The organism is Saccharothrix longispora (assembly GCF_030852425.1).
Classification (GTDB): Bacteria; Actinomycetota; Actinomycetes; order Mycobacteriales; family Pseudonocardiaceae; genus Actinosynnema; species Actinosynnema longispora.
Window position 1 is genome coordinate 86,222 of record NZ_NSDM01000002.1, and the last position, 22,526, is coordinate 108,747.

Annotated in this window: 13 protein-coding genes; 6 read left to right on the forward strand and 7 right to left on the reverse strand. The window is 74.2% G+C overall.

Annotated features, from left to right (window positions below; translation table 11 throughout):
* The first annotated feature begins 70 nt into the window (after positions 1–70).
* Genes CKY47_RS05980 through CKY47_RS05995 form a run of 4 tightly spaced genes read left to right on the forward strand, consistent with a single transcriptional unit; the run spans position 71 to position 4,493 of the window.
* Positions 71–2,377 carry an ATP-binding cassette domain-containing protein gene (locus tag CKY47_RS05980; protein ID WP_306744633.1) on the forward strand — a complete coding sequence of 769 codons (2,307 nt, stop codon included), beginning with the start codon at positions 71–73 and terminating at the stop codon, positions 2,375–2,377.
* Positions 2,370–2,792, forward strand: a complete 423-nt coding sequence (locus CKY47_RS05985; RefSeq protein ID WP_306744634.1) for a MerR family transcriptional regulator — start codon at positions 2,370–2,372, stop codon at positions 2,790–2,792. Before CKY47_RS05980 ends, CKY47_RS05985 begins: the two co-directional genes overlap by 8 nt.
* Positions 2,793–2,808: 16 nt before the next feature.
* Entirely contained in the window at positions 2,809–3,012 is a 204-nt protein-coding gene (locus CKY47_RS05990; protein WP_306744635.1) for a tautomerase family protein, read from the forward strand.
* A gap of 47 nt (positions 3,013–3,059) precedes the next feature.
* The gene (locus CKY47_RS05995) at positions 3,060–4,493 is read left to right on the forward strand and encodes a flavin monoamine oxidase family protein (protein WP_306744636.1); all 1,434 of its coding nucleotides are present in this window, start codon (positions 3,060–3,062) and stop codon (positions 4,491–4,493) included.
* 212 nt (positions 4,494–4,705) lie between these two features.
* Here the strand turns inward: CKY47_RS05995 and CKY47_RS06000 are convergent, their stop codons facing one another.
* Positions 4,706–5,728, reverse strand: coding sequence for an NAD-dependent epimerase/dehydratase family protein (locus tag CKY47_RS06000; RefSeq protein WP_306744637.1), 1,023 nt, complete (start codon positions 5,726–5,728; stop codon positions 4,706–4,708).
* On the reverse strand, positions 5,713–6,690 hold the full coding sequence (locus CKY47_RS06005) for a ScbA/BarX family gamma-butyrolactone biosynthesis protein (RefSeq protein WP_306744638.1): 978 nt from the start codon (positions 6,688–6,690) through the stop codon (positions 5,713–5,715). The genes CKY47_RS06000 and CKY47_RS06005 overlap by 16 nt, the downstream gene beginning before the upstream one ends.
* A gap of 209 nt (positions 6,691–6,899) precedes the next feature.
* On the opposite strand from CKY47_RS06005, the gene CKY47_RS06010 reads away from it, so the two are divergent.
* The gene (locus CKY47_RS06010) at positions 6,900–7,535 is read left to right on the forward strand and encodes a ScbR family autoregulator-binding transcription factor (RefSeq protein ID WP_306744639.1); all 636 of its coding nucleotides are present in this window, start codon (positions 6,900–6,902) and stop codon (positions 7,533–7,535) included.
* Positions 7,536–7,584: 49 nt separating this feature from the next.
* Here the strand turns inward: CKY47_RS06010 and CKY47_RS06015 are convergent, their stop codons facing one another.
* Entirely contained in the window at positions 7,585–8,193 is a 609-nt protein-coding gene (locus CKY47_RS06015; protein ID WP_306744640.1) for a ScbR family autoregulator-binding transcription factor, read from the reverse strand.
* A 304-nt stretch (positions 8,194–8,497) separates the two neighbouring features.
* Here CKY47_RS06015 and CKY47_RS06020 point away from each other — a divergent pair, with 304 nt between their 5' ends.
* Positions 8,498–9,262 (forward strand): AfsR/SARP family transcriptional regulator, encoded by a 765-nt coding sequence (locus tag CKY47_RS06020; protein ID WP_306744641.1) that lies wholly within the window; start codon positions 8,498–8,500, stop codon positions 9,260–9,262.
* Between the two features lie 83 nt (positions 9,263–9,345).
* On the opposite strand, the gene CKY47_RS06025 is transcribed toward CKY47_RS06020, so the two are convergent.
* The 4 genes from CKY47_RS06025 to CKY47_RS06040 form a co-directional block, all read right to left on the reverse strand.
* On the reverse strand, positions 9,346–9,936 hold the full coding sequence (locus CKY47_RS06025) for a hypothetical protein (RefSeq protein WP_306744642.1): 591 nt from the start codon (positions 9,934–9,936) through the stop codon (positions 9,346–9,348).
* A 146-nt stretch (positions 9,937–10,082) separates the two neighbouring features.
* Positions 10,083–10,844 carry an ABC transporter permease gene (locus CKY47_RS06030; protein ID WP_306744643.1) on the reverse strand — a complete coding sequence of 254 codons (762 nt, stop codon included), beginning with the start codon at positions 10,842–10,844 and terminating at the stop codon, positions 10,083–10,085.
* Positions 10,845–10,909: 65 nt separating this feature from the next.
* Positions 10,910–11,833, reverse strand: a complete 924-nt coding sequence (locus CKY47_RS06035) for an ATP-binding cassette domain-containing protein (protein ID WP_306744644.1) — start codon at positions 11,831–11,833, stop codon at positions 10,910–10,912.
* Positions 11,834–12,011: 178 nt separating this feature from the next.
* On the reverse strand, positions 12,012–22,475 hold the full coding sequence (locus CKY47_RS06040; RefSeq protein WP_442638263.1) for an SDR family NAD(P)-dependent oxidoreductase: 10,464 nt from the start codon (positions 22,473–22,475) through the stop codon (positions 12,012–12,014).
* Positions 22,476–22,526 lie beyond the last annotated feature (51 nt).

Sequence of the window (22,526 nt, forward strand, 5' to 3'; positions counted from 1 at the left end):
TGTGGCGAGGCGGGGACGACCACTATATGATTTCCTCAGGGAAACCATCCGAGAGGGCTGGAGGGTGGAGATGAGCACTCGTGGAGGAGTCCGCTCCGGTGGGCACATCGTGGTGGGCAACGCCCGGGGGAACAACCTCAAGAACGTCTCCCTGCGCATCCCCAAGGGACAGCTCACCGTCTTCGCCGGCGTGTCCGGCTCCGGCAAGTCGTCGGTCGTGTTCGACACCATCGCGGTCGAGTCGCAGCGCCAGCTCAACGAGTCGTTCCCCTCGTTCATCCGCAACCGGCTGCCCCGCTACGAGCGGCCGGACGCGGAGGTCGTGGAGAACCTGTCGACCGCGATCGTGGTCGACCAGAAGCCGGTGGGCGGCAACTCGCGGTCCACGGTGGGCACCATGACCGACATCCACCCGGTGCTGCGGGTGCTGTTCTCCCGACACGGCAAGCCCACCGCCGGACCGTCCACGAAGTTCTCGTTCAACGACCCGCAGGGCATGTGCCCCGAGTGCGAAGGGCTGGGCCGCACGGTCCGGCTCGACCTGGACAAGCTCATCGACGAGGACAAGAGCCTCGCCGAAGGCGCGATCCGGTTCCCCACGTTCGCCAAGGGCACCTTCCAGTGGCAGCTCTACGCCGAGTCCGGCCTGTTCGACCCGGACAAGCCGATCAAGCGGTTCAGCGCGGCCGACCGGGAGAAGCTGCTGCACGGCAGCGGGTTCAAGGTGGACCGCGCGGGCCGCCACGGCGTCTACAAGAACGAGTACGAGGGTGTGGTGCTGCGGTTCACCCGCCGCTACCTCAAGAAGGGCCTCGACTCGCTCAACGAGCGCGACCGCGCCGCCGTCGCCGAGGTCGTCAGCGAGGGCCCGTGCCCCGCGTGCCGCGGCGGGCGGCTCAACCGCGCCGCCCTCGCCTCGAAGATCGCCGGCTACTCCATCGCGGACCTCACCGCGATGGAGGTCGACGAGCTGATCGACGTGCTGGCCGGGCTCGACGTCCCCGCGGCCAAGCCGATCACCGCCTCGGCGCTCGCCGCCCTGCGCCGGATCTCGGGCATCGGGCTGGGTTACCTCACCCTCGACCGCGAGACCCCCACCCTGTCCGGCGGCGAGAGCCAGCGCCTCAAGACCGTGCGCCACCTCGGCAGCAGCCTCACCGACCTCACCTTCATCTTCGACGAACCCAGCGTCGGCCTGCACCCGCGCGACGTGCACCGGCTCAACGAGCTGCTCATCGCGTTGCGCGACAAGGGCAACACGGTGCTGGTCGTCGAGCACGACCGCGACGTGCTGCGGATCGCGGACCACGTCGTGGAGATGGGCCCGGGCGCGGGCACCGAGGGTGGCGAGGTCGTCTTCGAGGGCACCGTGGCGCAATTGCGCAAGGCCACCACGCCCACCGGCAGGGCGATGCGCTCGGTGCCCGGTCTCAAGGAGTCCTTCCGCGAACCCACCGGCACCCTGCCGGTGCGCAAGGCGAAGCTGCACAACCTCAAGGAGGTCTCGGTCGACTTCCCCACCGGCGTGCTCACCACGGTCACCGGCGTGGCCGGCTCCGGCAAGAGCACGCTGGTGGCCGGGGTGCTCCCCCGGCAGCACCCCGACGTGGTCGTGGTGAACCAGTCCGCCGTCGGCATCTCGCTCCGCTCGGTGCCCGCCACCTACCTGGACATCATGGACCCGGTGCGCGCCCTGTTCGCCGGCGCCACCGGCCAGGACCCCGGGCTGTTCAGCTTCAACTCCACCGGCGGGTGCCCGGAGTGCAAGGGCCGCGGCGTCATCCAGACCGACCTCGCCTACCTCGACCCCGTCACCACCACCTGCGAGGCGTGCGGCGGCAGCCGCTACCGGCCCGAGGCGCTGGAGCACACCCTCGACGGCCGCACCATCGCCGACGTGCTCGCCTCGACCACCGACGACGCCCTGCGCTTCTTCACCGACGACGGCATCCGCGAGCGGCTGGAACTGCTGTCCGAGGTCGGCCTGGGCTACCTCACGCTCGGCCAGCCGCTGTCCACCCTGTCCGGCGGCGAACGCCAGCGGCTCAAGCTCGCGGGCCGGTTGCGCGAGACCGGCCACGTCTACGTGCTCGACGAGCCCACCACCGGCCTGCACATGTCCGACGTGGACCGGTTGCTGGCGCTGCTGGACCGCATGGTGGACGCGGGCAACACCGTCATCGTCATCGAGCACGACCTCGACGTCGTGCGGCGCTCGGACTGGGTCGTCGACCTGGGCCCGGAAGCCGGGCGGCACGGCGGCGAGGTCGTCTTCCAGGGGACGCCGGCGCAACTGCTCCAGGCCGGGGAGTCGCACACCGCCAGATGCCTCAAGGCGGACTTGGAGGAGTTCTCCGGCGGGAGGCGGGATGGCTGAGGAGCACCTCGTGCCGATCGGCCGCGTCGCCCAGTGGTTCGGGATGCGCGTGCCGGCACTGCGCTTCTACGAGGACGAAGGGCTGATCACCACCCGGCGCCGCAACGGCCGCCGGCATTTCGACGAGCGAGACCTGCGGCGGCTCGCGCTCGTGCGGACCTACGTCGAGAGCGGGAAGCTCAGCCACGACGAGATCGGGACGCTGCTCTCACCCGCCCCCCGGTCGGGCGCGCGAACGCTGGCGGAGCAGCACATCCCGGTGTTGGAGACGCACGTGGACAGCGCCTCCTCCGCGCTGCGGCTGCTGCGCCACCACGTCGACCACGATCACCCGGACCAGTTGACCTGCCCCCGTTGCGACCAGGAGCTGCGGGAGCGGCTGGACCGGTACACCTGCCGCCGCGGACAGAGGTGAAGGGACGGTAAGACCCATGCCGCAGATCCACGTGACCCTGTTGAAGGGGCGGGCGGAGAGTGAGATCGCCGCCCTGGGCAGCGCGCTCACCGAGGCCACCGCGCGGTCGCTCGGCGTGTCACCGGACGCGATCCGGGTGACCGTCACCGAGTGCGAACCGGAGCACTGGTTCGTCGCCGGTGAGTCGATGGCCGACCTGCGCGCGGCAGGCCGTCGCTGAAAGCGCGGCGACACAACCGCCGCTACCGAGGAAGAAGGTGCGTGAACGTGCGAGAGCCGACCCAGGCGCAGGTGCGCCGTGAGCTGGAGAGCGGACTGCCGGGCCTGCGCCCCCCGCGGAGCGCCGTCGTGGTCGGGGCTGGGCTCGCCGGGCTGGCCACCGCCTACGAGCTGGCGAACCGCGGGTGTGACGTGACCGTGCTGGAGGCGTCCGAGCGCCCCGGGGGACGGGCGTACACCCTGCGGCACCCGTTCGCCGACGGCATGCACGTCGAGGCGGGCGCCATGACGATCACACCGCACTGCCACTACGTCCACCACTACGCGCGCGAGCTGGGCGTGGAGATGGACGTGGCGGACCTGGTCGACTCCCAGTTCGCCTACTTCATGGGCGGGCGGTTCTTCGGCCCGGACCAGGAGTCCGTCGCGGGCTCCGGTCTCGCGCTCACCACCGAGGAGCGCGACCTCGACGTGGCCGGCATGATCAAGCGGTACGTCACGGGGCTGGCCGACGAGCTGCGCCCGGACCTGGCGGCCGAGGAGTGGCGCCCCACGCCGAAGCTGCTCCCCTACGACGAGCGCTCGGTGTACGACGTGCTGCGCGAGCGCGGCGCCTCACCGGCGGCGATCGACCTGATGGAGCCGTTGTTCCTGGAGATGCGCGGCGGCGACCTGAAGTCGGCCTCCGCCCTGGCGTGGCTCAGGCACGAGGCGAGCCCACACTCGCTCACCCACGCCGACCCCCGGTGGTCGAAGATCAAGGGCGGCACGGACCGCCTGCCGCACGCCTTCGCCGACCGGCTGCGCGGCCGCATCCACTACCGCAAGCCGGTGGTGCGCGTGCGCCAGGACGACGACACGGCCGAGGTGACCTTCCTGGAGCACGGCAGGCTGCGCTCGATCACGGCCGAGCAGGTCGTGATCACCGTGCCGTTCAGCGCGATCCGCCACATCGACCTGGGCGAGGCGCGGTTGCCCTCCGACAAGGTCGAGGTCATGCGCAAGCTCAAGTACTCGTCGATCGTGCGCGTGTACCTGCAGGTCCGCCGGCAGTTCTGGCAGGGCCGCGCGGTCAGCTACTCGACCGACCTGCCGGTCCGCTGGCTGCGCGACGCCACGCCGCGCACGGAGGGGCCGCGCAAGATCCTGGAGTGCCTGCTGACCGGCTGGCGCGCCCGGGCGATCGGCGCGATGACCGCCGAAGAACGCGTCGACTTCGCCCTGGACCAGGTGGAGCAGGTCCTGCCGGGCGCACGCGAGCACTTCGAGGTGGGCACGTCGGTGGTCTGGGACAAGCAGCCTTACATCGAGGGCTCCTACATCCTGCCCGAGGTGGGCCACGAGAAGCTGGCCCCGGTCATCCGGCGCCCCGAGGGCCGCATCCACTTCGCCGGTGAGCACGCGGGCTTCGAACCCAACGGCGGCTCGATGACCTTCGCGCTGGAGTCCGCCGTCCGCACGGTGGTCGAACTGGGCGCGTGAGTCCCTCCCGGTCTGCCACCTGAGGGAACGCCGCCCTCACGGGTCGGAGCCCTCGTGGGTGCGGGCGTCGGCCCGAATCCGGACGCGCACCCCGCCTCACCGCCGGACAAGGCTGGTGACCGGGGCGAACGGACCGGGGCGGTCGGAGTCGTGCCGCGGCCCCGACCGCCCCTCGCCGGCGGCGGGGCCGGGCACGTCCGGGTCCGATGGGGTCAGGCCGCGGCTCGTGTCATGCCCAGCGATTCCCGGTACCAGTCCGCCGCCTCCGCGAGCCGCAGGACGTAGCCGGGGCCCGGTGACTCCCCGGTGAGCGCCCAGATCCGGCTGCTCTCGTACCAGTGGTCCCGGGTGAGCAGGGAGTACTGGTGGTCGCTGAGCGCGGGCAGGGCCAGGCGGGTGCGGGCCTGGTGCTCGGCGAGGGTCAGGTTCGCCACCGGCAGCGGCAGGTCGAACAGGCCGCACACGGCGGCGAGGAGGGGGCGGAGCCGCACCGGGTGGGGGTCCGCCACGTGGAACACGTCGCCGGGGCGTGCGACCCCGGGTCTGAGCGCGAGCGTCGCGATGGCGGCGGCCAGGTCGGTGACGGCCACGAGGGAGGTGCGCGCCGTGGCGCCCGCCGCCCACGCCGGCACCGCGCTGAGCCAGCGCACCAGCGCGGGCACGACGTGGCGGTCGCCGGCGCCGTGGACCAGGTGCGGTCGCAGGACCACGCCGCCGGCGGCCCGCACCAGCCGTTCGGCCGCCAGCCGGCTGCGGCTGGTGGCCGACGCGGGGTCGGCGATCAGGCCCGGGTCCACCTCGGGGACCTCGCCCTCGGCGGAGCGCACCGGTTCCAGCGCGCCGCGGTGGACGCCGTCGCGGTAGACCCCGCACGTGCTGAGGTAGGACAGGTTCGCGGTGCCCGCCCTCCGGGCCTCGGCGAGGAGGTTGCCGGTGCCGTCGACGTTGACCGCGACGCACCGCGCCTCGTCTCCCCCGACCTGCGATGCGAGGTGCACCAGGGTCGTGATCCCGGCGCACAGCCCGATGAGCCCGGTGGGCGCGGTCAGGTCGCCGCGCCACACCTCCACGCCCGCGTCGGTCATCCACCCCGGGGCGGGGCGTCGCACGAGCACGCGGAGCCTGGGCCCCATCCCCCGGGTCACCAGCTCGCGCACCACGGCCGCGCCGATGAAGCCGTTCGCCCCCGTGACGACGATGTCCGCCGTGCCGACAGCCCTCAGGTCGCCTGGCATGACGAGCGCATGGCCAACGTGCCCAGGGCGGCGGTGGCGCCGTTCTGCTCCAGCGTCACCCGCACCACGCGGGTACCGGCCTCGGCCGAGGGCTCCTCGACGGCGAGCAGCAGGCACTCCTGGTCGAACTCCACGTACTTCAGGAACCGGAAGTCGGTGTGCACCGGCAGGGCGTAGGGGTCGTCCACGGTCAGCAGCGCCGCCTGCCGGGCGCCCTCGGACAGCACCATGCCCGGCACGTGGTCCACCCCGTGGTCGAACAGCACCGCGTGGTCCGGGTCGAACTGGAGCGACCAGGTGCCCGGCGCGTCCGTCCGGGCCACCAGCACGTCCTCCGGTCGCTCGCGGCCGACCAGGGCCGGGTCGACGGTGGGCAGCACCTTGGCCTGGAACGGGGTCGCCGCGAAGTGGTCGCCCCGGACGCGCCGGTAGACGGACGAGGAGACGCAGCGCCACCGCTCCGACATCGTGCCGATGCGGTGGCTGTCGCGGAAGCACTCGAAGTCCAGGCGCATCCCGGCGACGTCCTTGCTCCGGTACTTCACCTCGTGCGCGCTGACGCGCATGGTGACGTCGACCGGCCGGCCCACGGTGGCCAGTCCGCCTTCGTCCACCGAGTACGTCTTGTGGTCCAGGAGGAAGTTGTGGCCGAGGGGGATGCCGTACGCCCGATGGGCGATCAGCAGCCCGGCCTGGCGGCACGTCTCGGCGTACAGCATGGGGTCGTGGGAGGCCTCCGTCCGCGGCCCGAAGAACGTGTGCCGGCGGGGCCACTGCGCGCCGACCTCGAAGCGGTCGGGGCCGAGGATGTTCATGTCCGTGACGAAGACCTCGGACACGGCGGCGCGGTGCACGAGGCTCCGCGGTATCGTCTGCTGGAACTTGAGGGGTCGCGCGTCCGGCTCGTCCGCCGCGGATCTGTGGTTCTGCTGGGCTAAGTCCTGAAGCAAAGTCCTGACCATGTCGGCCCTCCCCAGAAGGAATCTTCCCTCAGAGCGCATCCCCGTGCGCAGGTCCAGTTGTAGCCGAACCGGGGGGATAAAACCATACCTGCCGACCGGTTTTTTCCTTTGGTCCCTCGGCCGGACCGGCGTTACACTGACGTCGTCGCGGCGTCGGCCCGGCTGCTTCCCGCCGGGTCTTCCGCTGGGGCTGACGAGAGGGGTTCGACTTGGCTCGCCAAGAGCGTGCGGAGCAGACGCGCAACGCCATCCTGGAAGCAGCGGCTTCCCGGTTCGACACGGTCGGCTTCCTCGGCGCGAGCCTGTCGGACATCCTGTCCGAGGCGGGTGTCACGAAGGGCGCGCTGTACTTCCACTTCAAGGCCAAGGAGGACCTGGCCGACGCGCTCGTCGAGGAGCAGTTCGGCATGCTGGACCCGATCGCCACGGTCGAGAGCCCCGGCCTGCAGACGCTGATCGACTGGTCCCACGACCTGGCCAGGTCGCTCCAGACCGACGTCCGGGTGCGGGCCAGCATCCGGCTCGTCATCGAGCAGGGTTCGTTCGTCTCCCCCGCGGGCAACGCCTACAAGCGGTGGATCGACACCGCGCACGGCTGCCTGCTCGCGGCGAAGGCGTCCGGCGACCTCCGCAAGGAGGTCAACGCGCACGACCTCGCCCAGTTCGTGGTCGCCTCGTTCACCGGCATCCAACTGAGCTCGCAGGTGCTGACCGGGCGCGCGGACCTGTCCGAGCGCGTGACGTTCATGTGGAACACCATCCTGCACTCGGTGGTGCCGCCCCGGCGGTTGCACAAGTTCACCGCGACGCCGCCTTCGGTGGTCGCGCACGCCGCGTCCGGCTGACCCGCGCCGCGTCCCGCCGACCCGCGCCGCGGGCGGTCACCCCGCCTGGTCAGTCGCCCGTGCCGAACCGGTCGACGAGCGCGCGGGCGTTGAGGCGCCAGAGCCCGGCCAGTGCCCCTTGCAGGCCCAGGTCCGGCCTGATCACGCCGGTGGAGAACACGGACTCCAAGCCCACGCAGGTGACGACCGCCTGGAGCGTGGCCAGGTCGAGCGGCACGTCGGCGCCCAGCTCGCCGTCGGCGCGGGCGTCGGCCACGCACTGGCGGACCTGGGCGGCCCAGGCGACGGCGAACGAGACGAACCGCGCGTCCTTGCCGCCCATCTCCCGGGCCAGCCGGAAGCTGGCCCCCACCCTGGGATCGGTGTCGAGCCAGCGCATCAGCGCGTGCCCGAGGTCGGCCAGCCGCTGGAGCGCGCGCGGCGAGGAGGTCGGGCCGCGGTCGACGTGCTCGCGCAGCACGGCCACCGCGGCCTCCTGCACCTCGTCGCAGATCTGGTCCTTGGACGAGAAGTGGAAGTACAGGCCGCCCTTGGTGATGCCCGCCGCGTGGGCTATGTCGATCAGACTGGTGTCGGAGTAGCCGTCCCGCCACAGCAGCACGGCCGCGGCCTCCAGCAACAGCCGCCGGGTCTGCTCCGAGCGCGCCTGCTTGGTCACTGTCGTTCCCCTCCCGGGTCGCACCGGGCGACCTCGGACAGGTCCGCGGGGCCGCGCGCTCGACCATCGTTACATACCAACCGCCCGGTTTACAATGACGGATGGGGTGAAATTGGCCCTATAGTAGGACCTTCGGGCGTCCAAATCGAAGCAAACAGACCGACCTCCCGGTTTTGTCTTGAAAACCGGGAGGTCGGTTTGCTATGTTTCCGGACACGAACCGGTCACCACGACGGCAGGCAGCGCGCTCGGGGGCGCCGAGGCACGCAGACCTCGAACGACGCGGACACCCGGAGGCACACGGATGAACTACGAGATACTGGGTCAGATCAGGGTCAGTGGCCGGCCGGGCGTCAGCGCGCCGCGTGCGCGCAAGGTCGAGACGCTGCTCGCGGTGCTGCTGGCGAAGGACAACCAGGTGGTGACCACGGAGCACCTGATCAACGAGCTCTGGGGGGACAACCCGCCGGCCCGCGCCAGTGCCGCCCTGTACGTCTACGTCTCGCAGCTGCGCAAGTTACTGCGCGGCACGGGCGACGCCCCGGAGGAGAGCCCGCTGGTCACCAGCCCCCGGGGCTACTCGCTGCACGTCGGGGCCGGCGAGCTCGACGCCGACCGCTTCACGTTCCTGTACCAGCGGGGGCGTTCGCTATACCGGGACCGCGGCTACGGACCGGCCGCCACCGTGCTGCGCGAGGCCGCCGCGCTGTGGCGCGGCCAGGCCTTCGGCGGTTTCACCGACTCGCCCGACGTCCAGGCCTATGCCGCTCTGCTGGAGGAGAAGCGGCTGGAGTGCCTGGAGCTGCTGATGGAGACCGAGCTGCTGGTCGGGCGGCACCGCGAGATCGTCGGACAGCTGTCCGCGCTGGCGAAGGAGCACACGCTCCGGGAGACGTTCCACGAGTACCTGATGACCGCCCTGCTGCGCTCGAACCGCCGCGCGGAGGCGCTGGAGGCCTTCGCCTCGGCGCGGCAGAACCTCGGCGAGCAGTTGGGCATCGAGCCCGGCAACTCGCTGCGGAAGCTGCACCACAGCATCCTCTTCGAGGAGCTGACGGACGCGATCTGACCCGGCGCGTCCACGACCAGGCCCGGCCCCGCCCGCTCCCGCGGCGGGCCGGGCCTTTCCGCGTCCCGGCCCGCCGTGCGGGCTCAGCTGCGGTAGACCGACACCACGGGACCGCCGTCGCACACGGGCTCGCCGCACCAGCCACCCCAGCGGCCGTCCAGGGCGAGGTCGGCGAGCTCGGCCATGAGGTCCAGCTCCGCGGGCCACAGGTAGCGCACCGGGAACCGGGCGTCGGCCGGGACCAGCGTCTGGCGGGTGGTGTCGTGGCGGGTCACGCGCGGGTCGGTCGCCCAGCCGACCGGATCGGGGTGCCGGCCCTGGACCACCAGGGCGCCTCCGGGGCGCAGGAACGCGGCGAGCCGCCGGACGGCACGCGTCTGGTCGCGCTGCACCGGGAACCGCGACAGCTCGTCCGCCCCGGAGAACACGACGTCGACCCGCGGGCCGGAGGGCCGTCCACCGGGTGGGGGCGCCGTGACCGCGTACCCCCTCCCCGTCAGGGCGTCCGCCACCGGGCCGCCGCCCGGCACGAGGACGCGCCCGGTCCCCCGGCGGCGGGTCACCAGGTCCGCGACCCCGCCGAGGAACTCCTCCGCGCCGACCTGGTCGGCCACCAGCGGGGCGGACCAGGCGTCCAGGACGCCGGCGGGCCTGCCGGCGATGTCGGTCGGCATCACGCCACCTCGCTTCACGCACCGTCTGCTTACTTCACGCAGAGTGCCCGACCGACCTTAAGCGGACCTAGGTTCCCCTGCACGCGCACGAGCGCCGAGGGCGGCCCGCGTCGCACGCGGACCGCCCTCGGCGGGGGAACGGCGGATCAGGCCATGGCGCGCTGGTGGAACTTGCGGACCGTGAACACCGCCGACAGGACCGTGATCGGCACCCACCAGGCCAACGCCAGCCACCCGGTCGCACCGAGGTCGGTGCCGTTCAGCAACGCGCGGACCGCGTCGATGAGCACGGTGACCGGCTGGTTGTCGACGACCACGCGCAGCACCAGCGGCATCGAGTCGGTCGGCACCAGCGCGCTGCTGGCGTAGGGGACGAAGACGAGGATCATGCCGAGGCCACTGGCTCCCTCGATGGTCCTGGCGATGGTGCCGAGCAGCGTGGCGAGCCAGAACACGCCGGTCGCGAACAGGGTCAGCAGGCCGAGCGCGGCCAGCCAGCCGAGCACCCCGCCGGCGGGGCGGAACCCGACCAGGAGGCCGACGCCGACCATCACGACCAGCGACAGCGCGCTGCGCAGCATGCCGGAGGCGACGTGCCCGACGAGCACCGCCGAGCCCGACATGGGCATGGACCGCAGCCGTTCCACGAGACCGTTGGTGAGGTCGGCGGCGACGCCGACCACGGTGGTCGTGGTGTTGAAGCCGATGCTGATGACGACCAGGCCCGGCACCAGGTAGTCGATGTAGGCCATGCCGGGCACGGTGATCGCGCCGCCGAACATGAAGCGGAACAGCAGCAGCAGCACGATCGGCAGCGACACCGCCTGGAACAGCATCTCCGGGTTCCGGGTGATGTGCTTGACGTTGCGCCCGATCAGCACCCGCCAGTCGGACAGCAGGAGCGACAACGCGGAACGGGCGGGAGAGCCCGGAGCCGGCCTGTCCACGGTTTCCCTCGACAAGGTCTGCGTCATCACTTCGCTCCTGCGGTTCCGGTGAGGGTGTGGAAAACGTCGTCCAGGGTCGGTTCGGCCAGGTCGAGCGCCGTCGGCTCCAGGCCCGCCCCGGAGACCTGGTTGAGCACGCGCCGGACCTGCGCCGGCTCGTCGATGGCGACGCTGACGGCGTCGTCGGCGAGCACGCCCCCGACGACGCCGTGCGCCCGGACCGCGTCGCCGGCGGTGGCGAAGGCGAGGGTGAGCCGGGAGGCGCCGACCTTGCGCTTGAGCTCCGTCGCCGTGCCCTCGGCCACCACGCGGCCGTGGTCGATCACCGCGATCCGGTCGGCGAGCTGGTCGGCCTCCTCCAGGTACTGCGTGGTGAGCAGGATCGTGGTGCCGCCGTCGAGCAGCTCGCGGATCGCGTCCCACATCGCCGCGCGGCTGCGCGGGTCGAGCCCGGTGGTGGGCTCGTCGAGGAACAGCACGGACGGCGAGGTGATCAGGCTGATCGCCAGGTCGAGCCGGCGGCGCATGCCGCCGGAGTACGTCTTCACCTGCCGGTCGGCCGCCTCCACCAGGTCGAACTGCGCGAGCAGCTCGGTGGTGCGCGCCGTCACCGCGGCGGCCGGGAGGTGGAACAGCCGGGCCATCATGCGCAGGTTCTCGCGGCCGGTGAGCAGCTCGTCGACCGCCGTGTTCTGACCGGTCAGGCCGATCTGCTCGCGCACCACCCGCGTGCTCCCCGCCACGTCGTGGCCGTTGACGGTGGCGGTGCCGGCGTCGGCGTTCAACAGGGTGCTCAGGATTCGCACCGTCGTGGTCTTGCCGGCGCCGTTGGGCCCGAGGAGCGCGAACACCGTGCCGCGCTCCACGCTCAGGTCGACCCCCTCCAGGACGTGGACGTCGCCGTACGACTTGCGCAGCCCCCGCGCTTCGATCGCGTAGCCGGTGACCATCGGTTACCTCACCTCGTTCGAGTCAAGATCCATAACGAACTCTTCGTCGGAACCCGGCAAGGAGCCCGGAAACTGTCGGTACCAGTTGGCCACAGCGCGCGGGGGCGGGCCAATAGTGGCCGGGTCGGGCCACTTAGGGGTGGCGCACGCCGGTGCTCGTCGGCGTGCGCCCCCGCGGTCAGTCGTCCTCCCCGCCGCCGATCGCCATGCTGATGAGCGCGTCGGCGTCGAGCTCGTCGATCGAGGCCGCCTCGACGACGGGAGCCGCCGGCTCGTCCTCCTCCGCCGGGGGCAGGCCCGCCAGGGTCAGCAGGCCGTCCAGGAGCCCCGCGGAACGCAGCTCCGCCAGGGGAATCCCGGCCAGGAGGTCGCGGATGCCCTGCTCGGTGGTGGCCGACGCCGTCCCCGTCCCGGTGTCCTCGGCCTCCGGCGCCGGGGCCAGCTCGCCGACGAGGTGCTCGGCGAGGACGCGCGGCGTCGGGTGGTCGTAGATGAGGCTCACCGGCAGCTTCAGCCCGGTGACGAGGCTGAGCTTGTTGCGGAACCCGGTCGCGGACAACGAGTCGAAGCCGACCTCGTTGAAGGAGCGGTCAGGTTCCACCGCCTCCGGTCCGGCGTGGCCGAGCAGGGCGGCGGCGTGCGTGAGCACCAGTGCCAGCACCGTCGGGACGCGCTTGTGCGCCGGGAGCCCGGCCAGCCTGGCCGTCAGCGACCCGGTGTCGGCCGCGGTGTCCTCGGCCGCACGCCGGCCGCGGGTGCCCGCCAGGCCCCGCAGGACCGCGGGGAGGTCGTCGTCCTCCAGCGCGGTCAGCACCCGGAGGTCGAGGGAGATCGGCACCAGCGACGCCTCGGCCGAGCCCGCCGCCGAGTCCAGCAGCCGCAGACCGTCCCGCGTGGGCAGCGCGGTGATGCCGGTCCCGCCGATGCGGTGCGCGTCCGCGCCGTCCACCCGCGCGCCCATGCCGCCGCCCTCGTCGGCCCACAGGCCCCAGGCGAGCGAGGTGCCGACCAGGCCCTCGGCCCGGCGGCGGGCCGCCAGCGCGTCAAGGAACGCGTTGGCCGCCGCGTAGCTGCCCTGCCCCGGCGCGCCGAGCACCCCGGCGGCCGACGAGAACAGCACGAACGCCGTGAGGTCCAGCCCGCGGGTCAGCTCGTGCAGCACCAGCGCCGCGTCGACCTTCGGCCGGAGCACGCCGTCGACGCGGTCCGGTGTCAGCGACGTCAGCACGCCGTCGTCGAGGACGCCGGCGGCGTGCACCACCGCGCGCAGCGGGGCGTCGGCCGGCACCCGGGCCAGCAGCGCCGCCACCGCGTCGCGGTCGGCCACGTCGCAGGCGACCAGGGTGACGTCGGCGCCGAGCCCGGTCAGCTCGTCGCGCAGCGCCGCCGCGCCGGGCGCTTCGGCGCCGCGCCTGCCGGCGAGCAGCAGGTGCCGCACGCCGTGCTCGGTCACCAGGTGCCGGGCGACGGCGCCGCCCAGCGCGCCGGTGGCGCCGGTGACGAGCACCGTGCCGTCGGCGTCCCACACGGGGGCCGCCGCCGCGTCGGCCGCGCGGACCAGCCGCGGCACCACCACGGTGCCCGAGCGCAGGGCCACCTGCGGCTCGTCGGAGGCCGAGACCGCGGCCAGCGTCCGACCGGAGGGGGTGCCCGCGCCGAGGTCGACCAGGGTGATCCGGCCGGGGTGCTCGGCCTGTGCCGAGCGCACCAGGCCCGCCACCGCGGCGCCGGTCGGGTCGGGGTCCTCCCCCGCCTCGGCGGCCACCGCGCCCCGCGTCGCCACGATCAGGGAGCCGCTCGCGAACCGGTCGTCGGTGAGCCAGGTCCGCAGCAGGTCGAGCACGCGGTGCAGCTCGGCGTGCACGTCGTCCGCGCCGCCGGCGGGCAGCACCAGCAGCCCGGTGCCGGAGGCGGCGGCGAGGTCGGCGGCGGTCGTGGCGCCGAGCGCCTCGGCCAGGCCGAACGGGTCCGCGCCCACCACGGTCCAGTCGGTGACCTCCGCCACGGCGTCGAACTCGGCGTGCTCCCAGCCGACCCGGAACAGGAGGTCGCCGCCGGTCGTCGCGGCCGGTCGCGGCGTCGCGGACATCGGGCGCAGCAGCAGCGACTCCACCGACGCGACCGGCGCGCCCGTGCCGTCGGCGACGTCGAGCGCGACCGCGCCGGTGCCCACCGGCCGGACGTGCACGCGCAGGGTCGTCGCGCCGACGGCGTGCAGCGACACCCCCTCCCAGGCGAACGGCAGCGCGGGTTCGGCCCCGGCCGCGCCCGAGACTCCGATGGTGTGCAGCGCGGCGTCGAGCACGGCCGGGTGGAGGCCGTAGCGGTCCGCGTCGGTCACCGAGGCGGGCAGCCGGACCTCGGCGAAGGCCTCGCCGTCGCGCTTCCAGGCGGCGACGAGCCCGCGGAACGCGGGTCCGTACACCAGCCCGTCGGCGGCCAGCTCCTCGTAGGTGCCGTCGAGGGCAACCTGCTCGGCGCCGGGGGGCGGCCAGGTGCCGAGGTCGAACCGGGCGGTCCGGCGGGTCCTGGCGAGCCGGCCGGTGGCGTGCCGGGTCCACGGGGCGCCCTCCGGCGCCCCCTCCGGCCGCGAGTGCAGGCTGAACGCCCGGTCGCCGCCGCCGTCGGGTGCGCCCACCGCGCACTGCACCCGCACGCCGCCGCGCTCGGGCAGCACCAGCGGGTACTCCAGCGTCAGCTCGTCCAGGCGCGGGCAACCCACCTCGTCGCCGGCGCGGACCGCCATCTCGACGACCCCGGTGCCGGGGAACAGCACCGCGCCGCCGACGACGTGGTCGACCAGCCACGGCAGCGACCCGACGGACAGCCGCCCGGTGAACAGCACGCCCCGCGCGTCGGCCAGTTCCAGGGCCGGGCCGAGCAGCGGGTGGTCGTCCCCGCCGGGGGCGGACGCCGTGCTCTCCAACCAGAACCTCTGCCGCTGGAACGGGTAGGTCGGCAGCGCGACCGACCGGGCGCCGGTCGGCCCGTACACCGCGGTCCAGTCGACGTCGACGCCGCTCACGAACAGCCGGGCGAGGCCGGTCAGCGCGGCGACCGCCTCGTCCTGCTCCTTGTGCAGCACCGAGGCGAGGACGAGCCCGTCGGGCCGCTCGTCGAAGCAGGCGGCGGTCATCGCGGTGAGCGTGGTGTCGGGCCCCAGTTCCAGGAACCGGGTGACGCCGTCGGCCGCGGCGCGGGTGACGGCGTCGAAGAACCGGACGCCCTCGCGGACCTGCCCCACCCAGTACTCCGGGGAGGTCAGCTCGTCGGCGGGCGCGCCGGTGACCGTCGAGATCACCGGGATGCGCGGTGCGTGGTAGGTCAGGTCCTCCGCGACCGCCCGGAACTCCGCGAGCATCGGCTCCATCAGCCGGGAGTGGAAGGCGTGCGACACGCGCAGCCGCCTGGTGCGCTCGAACAGCGCCGCCACGGCGGTCACGGCGTCCGCCTCGCCCGAGATGACGACGGAACTCGGGCCGTTCACCGCCGCCAGGTCCACGGTGTCCCCCGCGGCCTCGCGCACGGCCTCCGGCGTGGCGTCGATCGCGGCCATCGCGCCGCCTCCGGGCAGTGCTTGCATCAGCGCGCCCCGGGCGACCACCAGCCGCGCCGCGTCGGCCGACGAGAGCACGCCGGCGCAGTGGGCCGCGGCGACCTCGCCGATCGAGTGGCCGGCCAGCACGTCCGGCTTGACGCCCCACGAGCGGACCAGTCGGAACAGCGCGACCTCCAGCGCGAACAGCGCGGGCTGCGTGTAGCGGGTCTCGTCGAGGGCGTCCCCCGCGTCCACCACCTCCCGGATCGGCCGGTCGAGGTGGCGGTCCAGCTCGGCGCACACCTCGTCGTAGGCCTCGGCGAACACCGGGTACCGCCGTGCCAGCCGCGCGCCCATCCCGGCGCGCTGCGAGCCCTGGCCGGTGAACAGGAACGCGGTGCGCCCGCCCGCGACGGCGACACCGCTGACGACCCCGGGCGCCTCCTCCCCGTCCACGAGGGCGGCCAGCCCCCGGACGAAGTGCGGGGACCGGCTGCCGATCAGCACCGCGCGGCGGTCGAACGCGCTGCGCGTGGTGGCCAGCGAGAAGCCGATGTCGGCGAGGCTGCCGTCCGGTTCCTCGTCCACGTGCGCCATGAGCTGCTCGGCCTTCGCCCGCAGCGCCGCGGCGCCCCGGCCGGACACCGGCCAGGCGACCGGGCCGTCGTGCTCGGGGCCGTCGGGGGCGCCGCCGGTGGGGACCTCGGGTCGGTCCCCCTCCTCCAGCAGCACGTGGGCGTTGGTGCCGCTGACGCCGAACGAGGAGACGCCGGCCCGGCGGGTGTGCCCGTTCGGCGACCACTTCACCGGTTCGGTGAGCACCCGGACGGCGCCCGCGGACCAGTCGATCTCGGTCGAGGGCCTGCCGACGTGCAGCGTCGCGGGCAGTTCGCCGTGCCGCATCGCCATCACGACCTTGATCACGCCGGTCACGCCGGCGGCGGCCTGGGTGTGGCCGACGTTCGACTTCACCGAGCCGATCCACAGGGGGTGCTCGGCGGTGGCCTCCTTGCCGTAGGTGGCGATCAGCGCCTGGACCTCGATGGGGTCGCCCAGTTTGGTGCCGGTGCCGTGGGCCTCGACGACGTCCACGTCGGACGGCCGCAGGCCCGCGTCGGCCAGCGCGGCCCGGATCACCCGCTGCTGCGCGGGGCCGTTGGGCGCGGTGAGGCCGTTGGACGTGCCGTCCTGGTTGACCGCGCTGCCGGTGAACACCGCGAGCACCGGGTGCCCGTTGCGGCGCGCGTCGGACAACCGCTCCAGCACCAGCACGCCGACGCCCTCGGACCAGGTGGTGCCGTCGGCGTCGTCGGAGAACACCTTGCAGCGGCCGTCGGCGGCCAGCCCGCCCTGGCGGCTGAACTCGACGAACGTCTCCGGCGTCGCCATCACGGTGACGCCGCCGGCGAGCGCGAGCGTGCAGTCGCCGCCGCGCAGCGCCTGCGCCGCCATGTGCATGGCGACCAGCGACGACGAGCAGGCCGTGTCGACGCTGACCGCCGGGCCGGCCAGGCCCAGGGTGTAGGAGACGCGGCCGGTGACGATGGAGCCGGCGCTGCTCGCGCCCGCGTAGTCGTGGTACTGGACGCCGGCGTAGACGCCGGTCTGGCTGCCCTTGAGCGACACGGGGTCGATCCCGGCGCGCTCCAGGGCCTCCCAGGACGCCTCCAGCAGCAGCCGCTGCTGCGGGTCGATCACCGGCGCCTCCTTCGGCGGGATGCCGAAGAACGCCGGGTCGAAGTCGCCCGCGTCGTAGAGGAACCCGCCGCGGGCGACGTAGGTGGTGCCGGGGCGGCGGCCGGTCGGGTCGAGCAGGCCGTCGAGGTCCCAGCCGCGGTCGGCCGGGAACTCGCCGATGGCGTCACGCCCCTCGGCGACCAGGTCCCACAGCTGCTCCGGCGAGGTGACCCCGCCGGGCAGCCGGCAGGCCATCCCGACGATCGCGATGGGCTCGTCCGACCCGGTCGCGGCGACCGCGACGGCCTCGTCGCCGGTGCCCGTCAGCTCGGCCAGCAGGTGCGCGGCCAGCACCGACGGCGTGGGGTGGTCGAAGATCAGGGTCGCGGGCAGGCGCAGGCCGGTGGCCGCGCCGAGGCCGTTGCGCAGCTCGATCGCGGTGAGCGAGTCGAACCCGAGCGACTGGAACTGCGCCGAGGGCTCGATCTCGTGCGCTCCGCTGTAGCCGAGCACGGTCGCGGCGTGCCCGCGCACCAGGTCCAGCACGGCGTCCGCCCGGTCGTCCGCGGGCAGCGCCGACAGGCGTGCGGCGAACGAGTCGGCCGGGGTGGCGGTCGCGGTCGACGCCACGCGCCGGGCCGGCCGGCCGGTGAGCTCCTCCAGGGCCTTCGGCACGCGGTCGAGCCCGCGCAGCCTCGGCAGGTCCAGCCTGGCGGGCACGACGGCCGGGTGCCGGGCGGCGAGCGCCCGGTCGAACAGCGCCAGCGCCTCCGCCGTGCCCAGCGGCACGATCCCGCCGGCGGCCAGCCGGGAGACGTCCTCGGCCGACAGCGAGCCGCCCATGCCGCCGGCCTCGCCCCACAGGCCCCAGCCGAGCGACAGGGCCGGCAGGCCCTGCGCCGCGCGGTGGGCGGCGAGGGCGTCGAGGAACGCGTTCGCCGCGGCGTAGCTCGCCTGGCCGGGCGCGCCGAGCACGCCCGAGACCGAGGAGAACAGCACGAACGCGGAGAGCGGGGTGTCGCGGGTGAGGTCGTGCAGGTTCAGCGCGCCCTCGACCTTGGGGCGCAGCACGGCGTCGACGCGCCCGGGGGTGAGCGCGGTGAGCACGCCGTCGTCGAGCACGCCGGCGGCGTGCACGACCGCGGTCAGCGGGTGCTCGGCCGGGATCGCCGCCAGCACCCCGGCCAGCGCGGCCCGGTCGGCGACGTCGCACGGCGCGAGCGTGACGTCCACGCCCACCTCGCGCAGGTCGGTGGCCAGCCGGTCCAGGCCCGGGGTGACCCGACGGCCGACCAGCACCAGCCGGCGGACGCCGTGCCCGGTGACCAGGTGCCACGCGAGTTCGCCGCCGAGCGCGCCGGAGGCGCCGGTGAGCAGGGTGGTGCCGTGCGCCGGGAAGCGCACCGGCTCGGCGCCCGGCGCCGCCCGGACGAGGCGCGGCACCAGCAGCGCGCCGTCCCGGACGGCGACCTGCGGTTCCCCGGTCGCGAGCACCCGGGGCAGCACGGCCTCGACGGCGGTCCCGCCGTCGACGTCCAGCAGCACGAAGGTGTCCGGGTTCTCCTCCTGCGCCGAGCGCAGCAGGCCCCACGCGGCGGAGGCGGCCAGGTCGGTGACGCCGGCGTCGTCGACCGCGACCGCGCCGCGGGTCACCACGACCAGCCGCGCGTGCTCCGGGTGCGCCGTCGCCAGCCGGTCCTGCGCGGCGGCGAGGACGCGGTGGGTCAGGGTGCGGGTCTCCGACGCCGTGCCGGCCTCGCCCGTGCAGTCGAGGACCTCGACGCCGTCGACGTCGACGGCGGGGCCGGGGTCGGCGGCCCGCCGCCAGTCCACGCGGTACAGCGGCGCGGCCCGGTCGGCGGCGGCCGGTGCGGTGAAGGCGCGGAACACGACCTCGGCCACCGTCGCGACCGGCGCGCCGGTGGTGTCGGCCAGCGCGGCCTCGAAACCGTCGTCGGTGGTGGGCGTGAACCGCACGCGGAGCGCCGACGCGCCGGTGGCGTGCAGTTCGACCCCGGTCCAGCAGAACGGGACGCGGCCCACGCCGCCGTCGCCGCCGCCGGCGACGCGCAACGCGTGCGTGCAGGCGTCGAGCGCCGCCGGGTGCAGGCCGAAGCGCCCGGCGTCGCCGTCCTCGGGGAGCGCGACCTCGGCGAACACCTCGCGGCCCCGGCTCCACACCGCGCGCAGGGAGCGGAACAGCGGGCCGTAGGCGAGGCCCTGGTCGGCGAAGTCGTCGTAGAGGCCGTCGATCGGCACCGGTTCGGCGCCGGCGGGCGGCCACTCGGCCAGGTCCACGCCGCCGCGCTGCGACTGGGGCGCGACGGTCCCGCTCGCGTGCGACGTCCACGGCTCGTCGGGCCCGGCGTCCTCCGGTCGCGAGTGGACGGTCACGGCGCGGGTGCCGTCCGCGTCCGCGGCGCCCGCGGTCACCTGCAACCGGACCGCGCCGCGGTCCGGCAGGACGAGCGGGCTGCCGAGGGTCAGCTCCTCCACCCGGCCGCTGCCGACCTGGTCGCCGGCGCGGACCACGAGTTCCAGGAACGCCGTGCCGGGCACGGCGATGGCGTCGCCGAGCCGGTGCTCGGCCAGCCACGGGTGGGTCTCCACCGACAGCCTGCCGGTGAGGACCACGCCGTCGGTGCCGGCGAGCGCGACGGCGGCGCCGAGCAGCGGGTGCCCGGTCGCGGTGAGCCCGGCGGCGGTCACCTCGTCGCGGTTGGCGCGGGCGGCGAGCCAGTAGCGCTTGCGCTGGAAGGCGTACGGGGGCAGGTCGACGCGCCGCGCGCCGCGACCGGCGAACACCGCGGCCCAGTCCGGGACGAGCCCGCTGACGAACAGCTCGGCGAGCGCCGTGAGCGCCGCGCGCGGCTCGGGGCGGTCCTTGCGCAGGACCGGGACGACCACCGCGTCGGAGGTCGCGCGGACCAGCGCGGACAGGGCGCCGTCCGGGCCGACCTCGACGAACCGGGAGACGCCCTGGGCGGTCAGCGCGCCGATCCCGTCGTGGAACCGGACGGCGGCGCGGACGTGCGAGACCCAGTACTCCGGGGTGGCGACCTCGGGCCCGGCGAGCGCGCCGGACACGTCGGACACCAGCGGGATCGAGGGCGGGGCGTAGGTCAGCGTGCGGGCGACGGCGGCGAACTCGGCCAGCACGGGTTCCACCAGCGGCGAGTGGAACGCCTGCGACACCTTCAGCTTCGAGGACTGGCGGTCGCCGAACCGGGCGACCACGGCGGCGACGTCGTCCTCGGCGCCGGAGAGGACCACCGAGTCGGGCCCGTTGATCGCCGCGATGCCCACCCGGCCGGTGAGCAGCGGCGCGACCTCCTCCTCGGTGACCCGCAGCGCGACCATCGCCCCGCCGGGGGGCAGCGCCTGCATGAGCTTCGCGCGGGCGGTGACCAGGGTGCAGGCGTCGGCCAGCGACAGCACGCCGGCGACGTGCGCCGCCGCGATCTCGCCGACCGAGTGGCCGAGCAGGAAGTCGGGCCGCAGGCCCCACGAGGACAGCAGGCGGAACAGCGCCACCTCGATCGCGAACAGCGCGGGCTGGGTGTATCCGGTCTGGTCGATCAGCCCCGGCTCACCGGACACGACGCCCTTCAGGGGGCGGTCGAGGTGGCGGTCGAGTTCGGCGACGACCTCGTCCAGCGCCTCGGCGAACACCGGGAACGCGGCGGCCAGTTCGACGCCCATGCCCGGGCGCTGGGTGCCCTGGCCGGAGAACAGGAACGCGGTGAGCCCGTCGACCGGCGTCCCGGTGACGACCGCCGGGGTGGTGCCGCCGGCGGCGAGCGCGGCGACCCCTGCTCGACCGCCGGCCGCGTCGTCGGCCAGCACCACGGCGCGGTGCGTGAGCGGCGACCGGGACGTCGCCAGGGAGAAGCCGAGGTCCGCCGGCGCGACGCCGCCCAGGGCGGCCAGCAGGGCGTCCGCCTGGGCGGGCAGGGCCGCGGCGCCGTGCGCGGTGATCGGCCACGGCAGCGGGACGCCCTCGGGCCAGGCCGACGCGGCCCGGTCGGCGGCGGGGTCGGCGGTTGCGCCGGTGGCGGAGTCGGCGGCCGCGGCATCCGCCGGGTCCGGGGCCTCCTCGATGATCACGTGGGCGTTGGTGCCGCTCACGCCGAACGACGACACCCCGGCCCGGCGCGGGCGGTCGCCCGCCGGCCACGGGCGGGGTTCGCGCAGCAGCCGCACGTTGCCCGCCGTCCAGTCCACCTCGGTGGTCGGCTCGGTGACGTGCAGCGTCCTGGGCAGCACCCCGTTGCGCAGGGCCTGCACCACCTTGATCACGCCGCCGACGCCGGCCGCCGCCTGGGCGTGGCCGATGTTCGACTTGATCGAGCCCAGCCACACCGGCTCGTCGGCCGGGCGGTCCTGCCCGTAGGTGGCGAGCAGGGCCTGGGCCTCGATGGGGTCGCCCAGCGTGGTGCCGGTGCCGTGCCCCTCCACCGCGTCGACCTCGGACGCGGAGAGCCGGGCGTTGGCCAGCGCCTGCCGGATCACCCGCTGCTGCGAGGGGCCGTTGGGCGCGGTGAGGCCGTTGGAGGCGCCGTCGGAGTTCACCGCCGAACCCCGCACGACGGCGAGGACGGGGTGGCCGTTGCGGCGCGCGTCGGACAGCCGCTCCAGCAGCAGCGTGCCCGCGCCCTCGGCCCAGCCCGTGCCGTCGGCGCTGTCGGAGAACGGCTTGCAGCGCCCGTCGGCGGCGAGCCCCCGCTGGCGGCTGAACGCCACGAACGGGCCGGGTCGCGACATCACCATCACGCCGCCGGCCAGGGCCAGGGAGCAGTCCCGCTGCCGCAGCGACTGCACGGCCAGGTGCAGGGCGACCAGCGACGACGAGCACGCCGAGTCGATCGTGACCGCCGGGCCCTCCAGGCCGAGCGCGTAGGCGATGCGGCCGGAGATCACCGAGCCGGCGTTGCCGGTGCTCAGGTAGTCCTCCACCTCGCCGGCGAGCACGGACGCGGGCAGCTCGTCGTAGTAGTCCTGCCCGCCGCTGCCGATGAACACGCCCACCTGCTGCTTGGCGAGCGAGTGCGGCGCGATGCCCGCCCGCTCGATCGTCTCCCACGCCAGCTCCAGCGCGAGGCGCTGCTGCGGGTCCAGGGCGAGCGCCTCGCGCGGCGAGATGCCGAAGAACGGCGCGTCGAACTCGGCGACGTCGTGGACGAACCCGCCTTCGGCCACGTAGCTCGTGCCGGGGTTGTCGGGGTCGGCGTCGAACATCGAGTCCAGGTCCCAGCCGCGGTCGGTGGGGAAACCGCCGACCGCGTCGCGGCCCTCGGACACCAACTCCCAGAGGTCGTCGGGTGAACGCACGTCGCCCGGGTAGCGGCAGCCCATCGCGACGATCGCGATCGGCTCCGCCTCCACCGCGCGCAGCCGCTCCCGCGTCTCCTGGAGGTTCGCGGTCACCCGCTTCAGGTAGTCGACCAGCTTGCTTTCGTCAGTCATCGTGGGGAACCT